This is a genomic window from Thioalkalivibrio sp. AKL12, from assembly GCF_000377925.1.
Taxonomy (GTDB): Bacteria; Pseudomonadota; Gammaproteobacteria; order Ectothiorhodospirales; family Ectothiorhodospiraceae; genus Thioalkalivibrio; species Thioalkalivibrio versutus.
On the sequence record NZ_KB898894.1, the window covers coordinates 120,694 to 135,155 of the forward strand.

14 protein-coding genes and 1 tRNA gene are annotated in these 14,462 nt (G+C 64.1%); 9 read left to right on the plus strand and 6 right to left on the minus strand.

The window, feature by feature from the left end:
- Positions 1-7: 7 nt before the first annotated feature.
- The gene (hspQ, locus tag D579_RS0106305; RefSeq protein ID WP_018169763.1) at positions 8-328 is read right to left on the minus strand and encodes a heat shock protein HspQ; all 321 of its coding nucleotides are present in this window, start codon (positions 326-328) and stop codon (positions 8-10) included.
- Positions 329-470: 142 nt separating this feature from the next.
- Between hspQ and D579_RS0106310 the strand changes: the two genes are divergently transcribed.
- Positions 471-1,025 carry an NUDIX domain-containing protein gene (locus tag D579_RS0106310; RefSeq protein ID WP_018169764.1) on the plus strand — a complete coding sequence of 185 codons (555 nt, stop codon included), beginning with the start codon at positions 471-473 and terminating at the stop codon, positions 1,023-1,025.
- Between the two features lie 22 nt (positions 1,026-1,047).
- Here the strand turns inward: D579_RS0106310 and D579_RS0106315 are convergent, their stop codons facing one another.
- Positions 1,048-1,719, minus strand: coding sequence for an L-fuculose-phosphate aldolase (locus D579_RS0106315; RefSeq protein WP_018951438.1), 672 nt, complete (start codon positions 1,717-1,719; stop codon positions 1,048-1,050).
- Between the two features lie 209 nt (positions 1,720-1,928).
- Between D579_RS0106315 and D579_RS0106320 the strand changes: the two genes are divergently transcribed.
- Positions 1,929-2,396 carry a cytochrome c gene (locus D579_RS0106320; protein ID WP_018937592.1) on the plus strand — a complete coding sequence of 156 codons (468 nt, stop codon included), beginning with the start codon at positions 1,929-1,931 and terminating at the stop codon, positions 2,394-2,396.
- 39 nt (positions 2,397-2,435) lie between these two features.
- The gene (locus tag D579_RS0106325; RefSeq protein WP_081621698.1) at positions 2,436-3,317 is read left to right on the plus strand and encodes a cytochrome c; all 882 of its coding nucleotides are present in this window, start codon (positions 2,436-2,438) and stop codon (positions 3,315-3,317) included.
- 65 nt (positions 3,318-3,382) lie between these two features.
- Here the strand turns inward: D579_RS0106325 and D579_RS0106330 are convergent.
- Positions 3,383-3,458: transfer RNA gene (locus D579_RS0106330), tRNA-Asn, on the minus strand.
- 83 nt (positions 3,459-3,541) lie between these two features.
- Positions 3,542-4,732, minus strand: coding sequence for a pyridoxal phosphate-dependent aminotransferase (locus D579_RS0106335; RefSeq protein ID WP_018951440.1), 1,191 nt, complete (start codon positions 4,730-4,732; stop codon positions 3,542-3,544).
- Between the two features lie 84 nt (positions 4,733-4,816).
- On the opposite strand from D579_RS0106335, the gene uvrB reads away from it, so the two are divergent.
- From uvrB to D579_RS0106360, 5 genes are all read left to right on the plus strand, one after another.
- On the plus strand, positions 4,817-6,847 hold the full coding sequence (gene uvrB, locus D579_RS0106340) for an excinuclease ABC subunit UvrB (RefSeq protein WP_018951441.1): 2,031 nt from the start codon (positions 4,817-4,819) through the stop codon (positions 6,845-6,847).
- A gap of 42 nt (positions 6,848-6,889) precedes the next feature.
- Positions 6,890-7,933 (plus strand): beta-N-acetylhexosaminidase, encoded by a 1,044-nt coding sequence (nagZ, locus tag D579_RS0106345; protein WP_018951442.1) that lies wholly within the window; start codon positions 6,890-6,892, stop codon positions 7,931-7,933.
- Between the two features lie 114 nt (positions 7,934-8,047).
- On the plus strand, positions 8,048-8,416 hold the full coding sequence (locus D579_RS0106350) for a DsrE family protein (RefSeq protein WP_018145688.1): 369 nt from the start codon (positions 8,048-8,050) through the stop codon (positions 8,414-8,416).
- Positions 8,417-8,556: 140 nt separating this feature from the next.
- Positions 8,557-9,108 carry a hypoxanthine-guanine phosphoribosyltransferase gene (locus D579_RS0106355; protein WP_018951443.1) on the plus strand — a complete coding sequence of 184 codons (552 nt, stop codon included), beginning with the start codon at positions 8,557-8,559 and terminating at the stop codon, positions 9,106-9,108.
- A 22-nt stretch (positions 9,109-9,130) separates the two neighbouring features.
- On the plus strand, positions 9,131-9,883 hold the full coding sequence (locus tag D579_RS0106360; RefSeq protein WP_018951444.1) for an S-methyl-5'-thioinosine phosphorylase: 753 nt from the start codon (positions 9,131-9,133) through the stop codon (positions 9,881-9,883).
- A gap of 263 nt (positions 9,884-10,146) precedes the next feature.
- Here the strand turns inward: D579_RS0106360 and D579_RS0106365 are convergent, their stop codons facing one another.
- Both D579_RS0106365 and D579_RS0106370 read right to left on the minus strand, forming a co-directional pair.
- Positions 10,147-11,505, minus strand: a complete 1,359-nt coding sequence (locus tag D579_RS0106365; RefSeq protein WP_026289453.1) for an adenosylmethionine--8-amino-7-oxononanoate transaminase — start codon at positions 11,503-11,505, stop codon at positions 10,147-10,149.
- A 38-nt stretch (positions 11,506-11,543) separates the two neighbouring features.
- The gene (locus D579_RS0106370; RefSeq protein ID WP_018951446.1) at positions 11,544-12,914 is read right to left on the minus strand and encodes a KamA family radical SAM protein; all 1,371 of its coding nucleotides are present in this window, start codon (positions 12,912-12,914) and stop codon (positions 11,544-11,546) included.
- Positions 12,915-13,274: 360 nt separating this feature from the next.
- On the opposite strand from D579_RS0106370, the gene D579_RS0106375 reads away from it, so the two are divergent.
- Positions 13,275-14,408 (plus strand): aminotransferase class V-fold PLP-dependent enzyme, encoded by a 1,134-nt coding sequence (locus D579_RS0106375; RefSeq protein WP_018951447.1) that lies wholly within the window; start codon positions 13,275-13,277, stop codon positions 14,406-14,408.
- The last annotated feature ends 54 nt before the right edge of the window (positions 14,409-14,462 follow it).

The window sequence follows — 14,462 nt, forward strand, 5'->3', positions numbered from 1 at the left end:
TTGTGGGTTAGTGGGCGCCGGGCTCGCCGTGGCGCGAGTAGCGGCCGTTCATGAAACGATCGAAGAACTGCCCGAGGGCGGGGTGTTCGATCTGTTCGCCGCGAGTATCCGGCTCCAGGTGGCGTTCGGCCACGTAGGTACTGTGCGAATAGCCGTCCACCAGCACGTGATACCACGGCTGGTCTTTGGGTGGGCGGCTCTTGGCCACGGTTTCGTACCATTCGTCCGACCCGGCGTACACCGGATCCACATCGACGATCACACCCCGGTAATCGAACTTGGTATGGTGAATGAGCTCACCAACGGTAAAGCGTGTGCGTGTGGTCATGATCCCCTCTTTACTGCCTCGGTACGCGAACCTCTATTGTGGACCGCGGCCACCGGTGCGTGTTCGAGCCCGACCATGCGGCGTGCCGCGTAACGCCGTAGGACTTTGTATTTAATACTTTAACGCCCCTAACGGTACTGCCATGAGTCGCAATCAGCCCAGTCTGACCCCCAGCTTCCACCACCACATCCCGGACGGCGATGATCGTGACCGGCGAGTCTGCGACCATTGTGGCTTCGTTGACTACGAAAACCCGCGAATCATCGTCGGCAGCGTGGCCATCTGGGAAGACCGCGTATTGCTTTGCCGAAGGGCCATTCAGCCGCGTCGTGGTTTCTGGACCCTGCCGGCGGGGTTCATGGAAAAGGGGGAAATCCCGGCCGAGGGGGCCCGCCGCGAGGCCTGGGAGGAGGCACGGGCCGATCTGGAAATCGAACAGTTGCTGGGCGTCTATAGCGTCCCGCACATCGGGCATGTGCAGATGATCTATCGGGCGCGCTTGCTGAGCGATGCGATTGCCCCGGGCCCTGAATCGGAAGAGGTTGGCCTGTTCCGATTCGATGAACTGCCGGAGGAGCGCGCCTTCCCGTCGGTGACCTGGGCCCTGCAGCACTATCTGGAAACCCGAGACCGGGTCGATTTCGCCCCGCGCTCGGCCCCGCTGGCCAATGGGGAAGGTGTCACCCCCGGCCTTTGACCGTGGCGCTGTCTGCGCGCGCCTAATCCCGGTCGCGCTGCGGCCCGTAGTGGCGAAACTTTTCCAGGACGCGATCCATCTCCGCGTCATCCAGCAATTGCGGCCCTCCTATCTGCAGGCTCAGCACATATTGCCGTGCCAGGAGTTCAACCTCCTCGGTCAGCCACAGGGCGCGCTCCAGGTCCGTCCCGGTGGCAATCATCCCGTGATTCGCGAGCAGGCAGGCCGTGCGGTCCCGCAGGGCCGCCACCGCGAGCCGCGAGAGGGTCTCCGTTCCAAACGTGGCGTACGGGGCGCAGCGGATGGAGTTCCCGCCGGCGGCGGCGATCATGTAGTGCAGCGCGGGGATGTCGCGTCCCTGGATCGCCACGACACTGGCATGGACGGAATGGACATGGACGACCGCTCCCAGCTCTGGTCGCGCCTGCAGGATGGCGCGGTGGAAGTGCCATTCGCTCGAGGGCTTGCGGCCAGGCGCCCATTGTCCATCTGCATCGACATACACCAGGTCGTCCGGCTGTAACGCCTCGTACGGGATGCCAGAAGGCGTAATCAGCATGCCGTCGCCGAAGCGCGCGCTGATGTTGCCCGAGGTGCCCTGGTTGAGCCCCCGACGATTGGTCTCCAGGCCGGTGTTGATGATGGCTTGACGAAGGGCGGTCTCGTCGGTCGTGTTGGGGGAGTTCAGGGTCATCTTCTCGGAAGCGCTTGGGCGTAATGCGATTGTACCGGGTTCGTCCGGGAACCCCGCGCACGGGTTGTGGTCAATCGGGAAAGCCCGCAATCGTGATGGGTAATCCATTTCGCTCATGGAAATCGGGCGGGCCCGCCGTTTATAGTGGCTTCGCATATCCGGTTCGCCAGATATCCGCGAAGTCTTGATTGTTACAGGGAGGAAGCACCATGAAGAACGTCGCACGCCTGATTACCGCCACCTCCGTGGCCGCCGCACTGACCCTGGGGTTGGGTGCCGGAAGTACCGTTCACGCATTCGATGAGCACGAGGCCACGATCGACTACCGCCAGGGTGTGATGCGCGCCATTGGTGGCAACGTGGGCGCCATTGCCGCCGTGGTGGTGGACGGAGCCGAGTTCGGCGACAACCTCGAGATGCATACCAGCCAGCTGGTAGCGCTGAGCCAGGACATCCCGGGCCTCTTTCCGGAGGGGAGCGATTTCCCGGATACCGATGCCAAGGAAGAAATCTGGGATGACTGGGAACGCTTCGAGGAGCTCTCCAATGACACGCTGGAGGCCGCCGAAGCCCTGCACGCAGCCGTGGAGGCCGGTGACGAAGGCGAATACGCCATTCGCTTCCGTAACCTCGGGCAGTCCTGCCAGGCTTGCCACGACGACTTCCGCCGCGAGTAATCCGCAGTGCTAGCAGGCAACAAGGGGCTGACAGCCTGTCTGTCAGCCCTTTTTCTGGTTGGATCGGCGGCCACGGTGCAGGCAGGGGTGCAGATTGGCGAGCACGACCCGTCCGCGGGTACCGACGAGCAGATCGCCTACGGTGAGTACGTCTTGCGAGCCGGTGGCTGCGTGACCTGCCACACGGCAGAAGACGGGGAATTCCTGGCCGGCGGGCGTGCGATCGAGAGCCCGTTTGGTGCGTTCTATGGTCCGAACATCACCCCGGATGCGGAACACGGTATCGGGGGCTGGTCGGAAGAGGACTTCAAGCGCGCCCTGCTGGAGGGCCGCAGCCCGGACGGACGCCACTACTATCCGGCCTTTCCGTATACGTCGTACACCAAGATGCAGCCGCGAGACGTCGAAGCCCTGTGGGCCTTTCTGCAATCCGAGGTGGAGCCCGTCGCTCGAGAAAACACCCCGCATGACCTGGTCTGGTATGCCCGGTTCCGGTCATCCCTGACGGGCTGGAAGTGGCTGCATTTCGAACCGGGCACCTTCGAGGCCGACCCCGACCAGTCGGACGAATGGAACCGTGGGGCCTACCTCGCCAACGCCCTTGGGCATTGCATGGAGTGCCATACTCCGCGCACGCGGACCGGCGGTCTGGACCTCAAGCGCATTGGGGCCGGCGCCCGACTGCCCGACGGGGACGTTGCCTCCAATATCACCCCGGATCGCGAAACCGGCATCGGACGCTGGGGGGAGCGGCATATCGCGCGCTATCTGGAGATGGGCCTGACCCGCGACGGTGATTTTGCCGGCGGCGGCATGGCCGACGTGATCGATCACGGCACTGCCCATCTGACCGATGCCGATCGCCGCGCCATCGCGATTTATATCGGTTCTCTGGAGGCCATCGAACACGATCCCGAGTAATCGGCACCGCAGTACGCACCACGAAAAAGGGCCAGGTCATTGCGACCTGGCCCTTTTTCTTTATCTGGCTCCCCGGGACGGGCTCGAACCGCCGACCTAGTGATTAACAGTCACCCGCTCTACCGACTGAGCTACCGGGGAATTGGGCGCAAATCCTAATGGGGCGGGGCGGGGGCGTCAAGGAAAATCTGGCCGCCCTTCGCGTTTTACCGCCGTTCGGGGCCTCAGCTGTGGTTGGCCACGAACTGGCGCAGCCGTTCCAGGGCCTTGTCGAGCTGATCGACGCTGGTGGCAAAGGAGACGCGGACATGACCAGGGGCCCCGAAGGCGCTGCCCGGAACCAGGGCCACCCCCACCTCGTCCAGCAGCTGCTTGGTCAGGGCCACATCGGTATCGATGTCCGCGGCCTGCATCAATCCGGTGATGCGCGGGAAGCAGTAGAACGTACCGTCTGGCATCAGGCACTCGATGCCGTCGATGGCATTGAGGCCGTCGACCACACGACGTGCCCGCTCGGCAAAGGCGGAGCACATGGCGACCACGCAGGCCTGGTCACCATCGAGTGCGGCCTCGGCGCCGGCCTGGGCAATGGAAGTCGGGTTGGAGGTGCTTTGCGACTGGATCTTCTTCATCGCCGCGATCAGGTTCTTCGGTCCACCGGCGTAGCCGATACGCCAGCCGGTCATCGCGTACGCCTTGGAAACGCCGTTCAGGACCACGGTACGGTCCAGCAGGTCCGGGGCCACGTTGACGATGTTCACGAACGGCGTGGAGCCGAACAGGATGTGCTCGTACATATCGTCGGTGGCGATGACGACGCGCGGATGGCGCCGCAGGACCTCGGCCAGTTCCGTCAGTTGCTCGGCCGAATAGGCGGCACCCGTGGGGTTGGACGGGCTGTTCAGGAACACCAGGCGGGTGTTCGGGGTGATCGCCGCTTCCAGCTGTGCGCCGGTGATGCGGAAGCCGGCTTCCTGCTCGGCGCTGACGACCACCGGCCGGGCACCGGCGAGCAGGGCGATATCCGGGTAGGAGACCCAGTAGGGGGCTGGGATCACCACTTCGTCGCCCGGGTTCAGCAGGGCCTGGCAGAGGTTGAAGATGCTCTGCTTGCCGCCGGAGGAGACCAGGATCTGGTCGGGGGTGAACGTCAGGCCGTTGTCGCGATCGAATTTCCGAATGATGGCGGCCTTGAGACTGACCGTTCCGTCCACCGGAGTGTACTTGGTTTCTCCGCGGGCAAGCGCGTCGACCGCGGCCTGCTTGATATGCTCGGGGGTATCGAAATCCGGTTCTCCCGCCCCCAGCCCGACAATGTCCCGTCCCTCGGCTCGCAACTGGGCGGCCAGGGCGCTGACGGCGAGAGTGGGGGAGGGCTGGATGCGCTGGACGCGGTCGGAGAGCTCGATTTCCAAGGTGGGGCCTCTGTGTGATCGGGGCGAAGGGCCGCGCGGGCGGTCGGGTGCGAAATGATACTGAAATCAGGCGCGGAGGATAAGGTGCAGCCAGGCGAAGGCGAACAATTCCAGGTGGTGTCCGAATACCAGCCGGCTGGCGACCAGCCGGCGGCGATCGCGGCATTGACCGAAGGCCTCGAGGCGGGCCTGGCACATCAGGTCCTGCTCGGGGTCACCGGGTCGGGCAAGACGTTCACCATCGCCAATGTGATCGAGAATATCCAGCGCCCCACCATCATCCTGGCGCCAAACAAGACCCTGGCCGCCCAATTGTACGGGGAATTCAAGGAGTTTTTCCCGAACAACACGGTGGAGTATTTCGTTTCCTACTACGATTACTACCAGCCGGAGGCCTACGTCCCGTCCTCGGATACCTATATCGAGAAGGACGCGTCGATCAACGACCACATCGAGCAGATGCGCCTGTCGGCCACGCGTGCGTTGCTGGAGCGCCGCGATGCGATCATCGTGGCCTCGGTCTCCGCGATTTACGGCCTGGGTGATCCGCGCAAGTATCTTTCCATGGTGCTGCATCTGGAGCGCGGCGAGCGTATTGACCAGCGCGACTTGCTGCGGCGCCTGGCGGAGTTACAGTACACCCGCAACGATGCGGAGTTGCGCCGTGCGACCTACCGCGTCCGCGGCGAAGTCATCGACATCCACCCGGCGGAGTCGGACATCGAGGCGGTGCGCATCGAGCTGTTCGACGACGAGGTGGAACGCCTGTCGTATTTCGACCCCCTGACCGGCGAGCAGCTGCGCACCGTCCCGCGCCTGACGATCTACCCGAAGACCCACTACGTGACGCCGCGCGAAACCCTGTTGGGGGCGGTGGACCACATCCGCGACGAATTGAAGGAGCGCCTGGATTTTCTGCGCAAGGAAGACCGGCTGGTCGAAGCACAGCGGCTGGAGCAACGCACGCTGTTCGATCTGGAGATGATCCTCGAGATCGGCTACTGCAACGGCATCGAGAACTACTCGCGCTACCTCTCCGGCCGCGCCCCGGGCGAGCCGCCACCGACCTTTTTCGACTACCTGCCCAAGGATGCGCTGTTGGTGATCGACGAGTCGCACGTGTCGGTCCCGCAGGTGGGCGGGATGTACAAGGGCGACCGTTCGCGCAAGGAGACGCTGGTGGAATACGGCTTTCGCCTGCCATCGGCGCTGGACAACCGGCCGCTGCGTTTCGAGGAGTTCGAGGCCTTGCAGCCGCAGACGATCTACGTCTCCGCCACCCCGGGGCCCTATGAGCGTGAGCATGCCGACGCGATCGTGGACCAGGTGGTGCGCCCGACCGGGTTGCTGGACCCGATCCTGGAGATCCGCCCGGCCGGTACCCAGGTGGACGACGCACTCTCCGAGATTCGCGATCGGGTCGAATGCAACGAGCGCGTCCTGATCACCACGCTGACCAAACGCATGGCCGAGGATCTGACGGATTATCTGTCCGAGCACGGGGTACGCGTGCGCTACCTGCACTCGGATATCGATACCGTCGAGCGCATGGAGATCATCCGCGACCTGCGCCTGGGCGAGTTCGATGTGCTGGTGGGGATCAACCTGCTGCGCGAAGGCCTGGACATGCCGGAGGTCTCGCTGGTGGCGATCCTGGATGCCGACAAGGAGGGCTTCCTGCGCTCCGATCGTTCGCTGATCCAGACCATCGGCCGCGCCGCACGCAACGTCAACGGCAAGGCGATCCTGTACGCCGACAAGGTGACCGGATCCATGCGGCGTGCGATCGACGAGACCGAGCGCCGCCGGGCCAAGCAGATCGAGCACAATGAGGCCCACGGGATCACGCCCATCGGCATCCGCAAGAACGTTGCGGACATCCTGGAGGCGCGCAACGCGATGCCCGGCGCCGGCGGCCGACGAGGTCGAAAGGTGGCGGAGGAGGGCGCCGATTACGTGGGCGCGCCGGACAACGCGGCCAAGGAGATCGAACGCCTGGAAAAGGAGATGTTTGCCAAGGCCCGCGACCTCGAGTTCGAGGAGGCCGCCCGGATTCGCAATCGCATCGAAAAGCTCAAGGCACTCGCCTTTCTCCCCGAAGCCTCGCTATCCTGAAAAGATGGCTCCCGCGGGAGCGCCGAATCGAGCCCCTGAGTGATGTCCAAGAACGACCCCTTGCCCCTGGGTCCGGTGATGCTCGATGTCGCCGGTACCGAACTGACTCCCGAAGACCGTGAACGCCTGCGTCATCCCGCCACCGGCGGCGTGATCCTGTTCGCCCGCAACGTCGGCACTGCGGAGCAGGTGAGCGCGCTGGTCGCCGCCATTCGCGCCGAGCGCCCCGGCATCCTGATTGCGGTGGACCAGGAGGGCGGACGGGTGCAACGGTTGCGCGATGGCTTCACCGCCATCCCGCCGATGCGTCAGTTGGGCCATGTCCACGATTACGACCGCAACAAGGCCTGCGAGCTCGCGCATGCGACCGGCGAACTTCTCGGGCGTGAGCTGCGCTCGGTGGACATCGACTTCAGCTTTACCCCGGTGCTGGATCGCGACCTCGACATCAGCGAGATCATCGGCGATCGTGCCTTCCATTACGACCCGGACGTGATCGCGCGCCTGGCCGGCGAGTTGATCCGGGGCCTGTCCGCGGCCGGCATGGCGGCCGTGGGCAAGCATTTCCCGGGTCACGGGGCTGTTGCCGCGGATTCGCATGTCGCCTTGCCGGTCGACGACCGTCCACTCTCCGAGATCGAGAATCAGGACCTGGAGGCGTTTCGCCCGGTGCTCGGGGACCTCGAGGCCATCATGCCGGCACACGTCGTATACCCACAGGTGGATGAACATCCCGCGGGCTTCTCGCGCGTCTGGCTGCAGGACATCCTGCGCCGCGAACTGCGCTATCGCGGGGCGATCCTCAGCGACGACCTCGCCATGGCTGGGGCAGAGGGCATCGGCGGTCCCGCCGAGCGCGCTGCGGCCGCACGGGCGGCCGGCTGCGACATGGTGCTGATTTGCAACCAGCCGGAACAAGCCGACATCATCCTTGCCGCCCAGGCGGATCAGCCGTTGTCACCTGAATCGCGGCGTCGACTGGAACGCTTGCGGGCGCGCCCAGTGGAGCCTGATCCACAGGGTCTCGTCGCACTGCGCGCGCGGTTGGCGCGCTGGACTCAAGCGAGCCAGATCGCCACTGCATAACCCCATGGAAAGGGCGCATTGGCACCCGCGTGCCGAGCCGCCTATAATGCGCCACCGGTTTGCAGTTGAGCAGCTAGTAATATTCACACTCACCACTGAAGTTGGAGATCCAAAATGGCCGATAAGCTCATGATCGTCATGGTCAACACCGACCCGAGCAACGCTTCCGAACTGGGTGCCCCGTTCTTCCAGGCCACCGTGGCTGCCGCCATGGAATACGACGTTGAAATCGTGATGACCGGCCGTGCTGGCGAGCTCGCCAAGAAGGGCGTTGCCGAGAACCTGTTCGTGCAGGAAGGCTCCAGCAAGAGCGTCTACGACTTCATGAAGGACGCCCACGAAGCCGGCGTCGTAATGAAGGTCTGCACCCCGACGCTGGATCTGTGGGGCAACGACCTGATTCCGGAGATCGAAGAAACCGTGGGCGGCGCCTACGTCATCTCCGAAGCGATGGACGACGACACGGTCACCTTTACCTACTAAGGTTATCGACGTTCGTTTTCAACCGGCCGGCCCTTGTGCCGGCCGGTTGCGTTTCCGGGCCCCGAAAAGGCGAGGCCAACCTTGCCGAATGTTCGGCGCTCGGACATGATTTCCCCGCATCGATACCCTCAGGATATGCCATGAGCCCGGAACAGGCCCGAGCCACGCTGCGCGACGCCGACTGCCTCTTCAGCCGCGATGCCGTCGAGACGGCGATCGACCGCCTGGCGGAACGCACGGCCAGCACGCTGAAGGACCGCAATCCGTTGGTCATGGGCGTGATGAACGGGGGTGTGGTGCTGATGGGCGGGTTGTTGACCCGCTGGTCGTTTCCCATGCAGGTGGATTACCTGCACGCCACGCGCTATCGCGGTGGCACCCGCGGCGGCGAACAGCTGCACTGGTTGGCACGTCCGCAGGCGTCGCTCAAGGACCGAACCGTTGTCATCGTGGATGACATCCTCGACGGCGGGATTACCCTGGAGGGAATCAAGACGTTCTGCGAGGAGCAGGGCGCTGCGCAGGTGATGTCCATCGTCCTGGTGGACAAGCACAACCCGGAACGCGATCCGGCGATCACCGTCGACTACGCCGCCCTGGAGGCCCCGAACCGCTACCTGTTCGGGTACGGTATGGATTATCAGGACTATCTGCGCAATGCGCCCGGCATCTTCGCCGTGGCCGACCACTAAACCACTGACGCCCGAGGCGCTCATGTCCACACCCCGTATCGCCGTCATCGGCGGCACCGGCCTGACCCGGCTGAAGGATCTGGAGATCACCCGGCGTCAGGTAATGCACACGCCGTATGGCGAACCCTCGGGGCCGCTGGTGTTCGGCCGCCTGAACGACACCGAGATCGTGTTTCTGCCACGGCACGGGGCCCGGCATACCATCCCGCCGCACGAGGTGAACTACCGCGCCAATATCTGGGCGCTGAAAAATGCCGGGATCGACAACGTGGTGGCCGTGGCTGCAGTCGGCGGGATTGGCGAAGAGATGAAGCCCGGTATGGTCGCGATCCCCGATCAGATCATCGACTACACCTGGTCACGGGCGAATACCTTCTTCGAGGGAAATGACCTGGAAGAGGTCACCCACATCGACATGACCTGGCCCTATAGTGACAACGTCCGCCAGACACTGATCCGCGCGATTGACGACCTGGGTATCGAGGCCGTGGAGCACGGGACCTACGGGGCCACGCAAGGACCCCGCCTGGAGACGGCCGCGGAGATTGATCGCCTAGAACGCGACGGCTGCGATCTGGTGGGCATGACCGGCATGCCCGAGGCGGCGCTGGCGCGTGAACTGGGGCTGAACTACGCCTGCTGTGCCGTAATCGCCAACTGGGCGGCCGGACGCGCCGAAGGCGAGATCACCATGGACGACATCGCCGCGAATCTCGATGTCGGCATGGCGCGGGTGAAACAGATCCTCACGCACGTCATCAGCAGTCTTTCCTGACGCCACGGCGTTAACAATCCGGGGACCGGCCGGGGAGAGAACCCGGGCCGGGTGACCGCACGTGCATGGTCCAGGGACTCGCTAACCAGGGACTCGCTAAGGCGAACAACACCGTCACTTATCCCCGATTTAACATAATATGTATTATGCGACATTGAAGATGGGCGTGTCTCGAGCGGAATGACCGGGATGCTCCCACCGAAGTCATGAACGCGGCCTGCGCCAGGCCCAATCCCGTTCCCGTTTAGGCCTGATCCCGCACCTCAGGCGCGCACGGCCTTTTCGATCCCCTCGGTCATCACCTCGACGAGGAAGTCGATCTGTTCCTCGGTGATCACGTACGGCGGCATCAGATAGCTCACGTTCCCCAGCGGTCGCAACAGCGCACCGCGTGTCAGGCCGTGGCGATAGATGTGCAGTCCGCGACGTTCCTGCCACGGATACGGGGTGCGTCGGGACTTGTCCTGCACCAGTTCCACCGCCGCAATCATGCCGTGCTGGCGCACGTCGGCGACATGCGGATGTTCCCGCAAGGGTTCAAGTCGTTTCTCGATATGGGCGGCAAGCTCCCGGTTTCTCTCAAGAACGGGATCGGAATTGAAGATGTCCAGTGTGGCAAGTGCGGCCCTGCACGCGAGCGGATTCCCGGTATAGGAATGCGAATGCAGGAACATGTTGAGCTTTTCGTAATCGTCGTAGAACGCCTGGTAAATGGTATCTGTGGTCAACACGGCGGCCATGGGCAGATAGCCGGCGGTCAGGCCCTTGGACAGGCACATGAAATCGGGCGTGATTGGCCCCTGTTCGCAGGCGAACAGCGTGCCCGTGCGCCCGAAGCCGACTGCGATCTCGTCGGCGATCAGGTGGACGCCGTGACGGTCGCAGGCTTCACGCAGTAGCCGCAGGTATTCAGGGTCGTACATGCGCATGTGGCCGGCGCACTGGACCAGGGGCTCCACGATGACCGCGGCGGCCTCATCGGCATGTTCCGCCAGCGCTTGTTCCATGTGGTCGAACTGGCGACGCGCCACATCGGCGCAGGTTTCGCCGTCTTCGCGGTCGAAACAATCCGGTGCCGGGACGGTGATCACGTCCAGCATCAGCGGTTCGTAGGTTGCGCTGTACAGCGGTACATCGCTCACGGACAAGGCGCCCAGGGTCTCGCCGTGGTAGCTGTTGGACAGGCGGATGAAGCGGGTCTTCTGCGGGCGATCGACGTTGCGCCAGTAGTGAAAGCTCATCTTCAGCGCGACCTCGACCCCGGCGCTGCCGTTGTCCGCCAGGAACACCCGGTCCAGGCCTTCGGGGGTGATGTCGATCAGGCGTTCGCACAACTCGACCACCGGCTCGTGGGTGCAGCCGGCGAGGATCACATGCTCCAGCCGGTCCAGCTGGTCCTTGACCGCATCACCGATGCGCGGGTTGGCGTGACCGAACAGGTTGACCCACCACGAACTGATGGCATCCAGATAGCGATTGCCGTCGAAATCGTACAGCCAGACGCCCTCCCCCCGCTGGATCGGAAGCAGCGGGAGGGTCCCCTCCTCGCCGTAGTCTTTCATCTGGGTACAGGGATGCCAGAGGGTGCGTAGGTCGCGTTGCTTGAGCGTGTTGTTGTCCATGAGATCCATTGTGCCAAACCCGACCGGCTGAGGCGGACTCAGTGAGCCGATTCGGCCTTCATCGCCATCAGCTCGTCCTCGAAGAAGAAGCGATCTTCGCCGAAGGCGGGTTTGAGCTGATCGAGCCAGGTGGCTTGGTCATCGTAGCGCGCAAAAAACGGGCGCTGGACCCAGTCGGGGTTGCGTGCCTGGATGAAGCGCAGGACGAAGACCTTCTCGCCCTGGATCTCGGCAACGCCCTGGATCTCCACCTTGCCGGGCTCGGCGCTCATTGAGGGGCCGCGGGCGGTGCGCCCGAGCCCCGAGACCTGTTTCATGGCTTCGCGGTAGATCTCCCAGGCGCGCGCCAGCGGGACCTCGAAGTACCGCCGTGCCCCGGTGTCGCGTTCGACAAACATGTAGTACGGGATGATCCCGAGGCGTACCTGTTCGCGCCACAGCTCGGCCCAGGCCTCGGCGTCGTCATTGATGTGCCGGAGCAAGGGCCCCTGGGAACGGATTTCGGCGCCGGTATCCCGTACCCGACGGATGGCCTCGTGGGCAATCGGGGTCCGCAGTTCGTTCAGATGGTTGTAATGCGCCATCAGGGCCACGTGCTTGCCCGCCTCGACCAGCCGTTCCAGTAGACGCAACAGTTCGTCCGCATCCGAGTCGGTCACGAATCGGTAAGGCCAGAATGTCAGGGCCTTGGTGCCGATCCGTACGGTCTGTATGTGGGCCAGCTCCGGCTCCAGCAAGGCCTCAAGATAGGCCTTCAGGTGCTTGGTTTTCATTACCATCGGGTCGCCACCCGTCATCAGAAGGTCGCTGATCTCCGGATGGCCGCGCAGGTAGTCGTGCAGCAACGCGGCATCGGTGCTGGCGATGCGCAGCTCCTTGTCACCGACGAACTGGGCCCAGCGGAAGCAGAAGGTGCAATAACTGTGGCAGGTCTGGCCCTGGCCGGGGAAGAAGAGCACCGTTTCACGGTACTTGTGCTGGAGGCCGTTGATGACCTCGCCCGCTTCCTCGCTCGGGCGGTTGAGCTCCATCTGCCCGGCCGGATGCGGGTTGAGCTCCTCGCGCAGCTCGCGCGCGAGGGCCTGGATCTCGGCCCGCCCTGCCCCTTGGTGATGCAGAACGGCCATGCGCGCGAAGGCCTCGGGGGCCAGCATGTCCCGTTGCGGAAAGGTTAGCTGGAAGATTGGATCGTCGGGAACCCGGCTCCAGTCGATCAGCTCCTCGATCACGTAGTCGTTGACCCGGAACGGAAGCACACTGGCAACCACCTGCATCTCGAAGCGCATGGCCTCGGGCAGGCTGGCCAGGGCCGGGATGCGTTCGATCGAGCGTTCATTAAAGACGCGGAACTCGCGCGGCTCGACCGCACCAAGCTGGGGATCACGATAGAACTGAACAACGGAATTCATCCGCGACTCCTGTGCCGACAAACTGAAATTGGAGTGCCTCACCGCAGCGATGGGCGAGGATGGGCGTGCATCCCGGGACGTTCGGGGCGCTCAAGCTCTAGGAATACGGGATGACCATTCGCACGCGAACGGCGTCCGTAAGAGCAGCGAGTAAGATGCTGACCCGTGCCGCTGTCGAAGGGCGGGGTAGCGGGACCTTCAGAAGCCGGTAAATTAACAACTTGCCCGCATTTTCACAACCAGTTCCCGGGCGCGCCTGATGGGTCGGGTGCGCAGGCGGGCCCCTTCGGCTGCGTCTCTCCGGGTGTTCTAAGCCTCGCCTGACTGGGTTACCCTTTGGCACCCGCCAAGGAGGATCGCATGCACCCGGAGTTTCCACAGGAAGGGATCATCCACCTCAATCATGCCGCCGTGGGCCCCTGGCCCCGGCGCACCGAGGACGCGGTCTGCCGCTTCGCCCGGGAGAACGTGGCCCATGGCTCGCGTGACTACCTGCAGTGGCTGCAGCAAATCGACGCGACGCGGGAACTCGCACGGGCGTTGATCGGGGCGCCGTCCGCAGAGGACATTGCCTTCGTGAAGAACACGTCCGAGGCGCTGTCGATGGTGGCCTTCGGCCTGGACTGGCAGCCGGGCGACAATGTGGTGTTCCCGGCGCACGAGTTCCCGTCCAATCGTGTCGTCTGGCTGGCCGCCGCAGAGCGTTTCGGCATCGAGGCGCGCGAGGTCGCCATTGGCGAGGAACCGGAGCGCGACCTGCTGGCCGCATGTGATGCGCGGACCCGCCTGGTGGCCACCAGTGCTGTGCGCTACGACTCCGGGCTGCGGGTCGACATCCAGGCGCTGGGTGCGGAACTGCGCTCGCGGCGCATCCTGTTCTGTGTTGATGCGATCCAGCACCTGGGCGCCCTGCCCTTCGATGCCCCGGGTTGCCATGCCGACTTCGTGATGGCCGATGCCCACAAGTGGATGCTGGCGCCCGAGGGAATCGGGGTGTTCTACGTAAACCCGGAGATCCGCGAACGGCTGACGCTGCAGGAATATGGCTGGAACATGCTGGCGCATGCCGGCGATTTCTCGAACCCGGGGATCGAGCCCGCCACGAGTGCACGGCGTTTCGAACCGGGCAGTCCGAACATGCTCGGAATTCACGCCCTGCACGCCAGTCTCTCCCTTCTGCTGGAGATCGGGCTGGACAGCATCGACCACGAGATCCGCGAGCACTGGCTGCATCTGGAAGATGGCCTGCGTGCGCACGGCTGCCAAATCCTGACACCGCGCGGCCGGCGTGCCGGCATCCTGACGTTCCGACCGCCGGTGGATGACCTGGAAGCGCTTTGCGCGAGACTTCAGGGGCACGGCATCCTGTGTGCCATGCGTGGCGGCGGGATCCGCTTTGCGCCCCACTTCTACCTGACGCAGGCGCAGATCGACCAGGCGCTGGAGTATCTGGGCGAGGCCATCCGCGAAGCCGGCGCGGCTACGGTACGCTGAGAGGTACGGCGGAGAACGGCCGGTGGTAACGCGTGTGGGAGCGCGCCCCAAGGG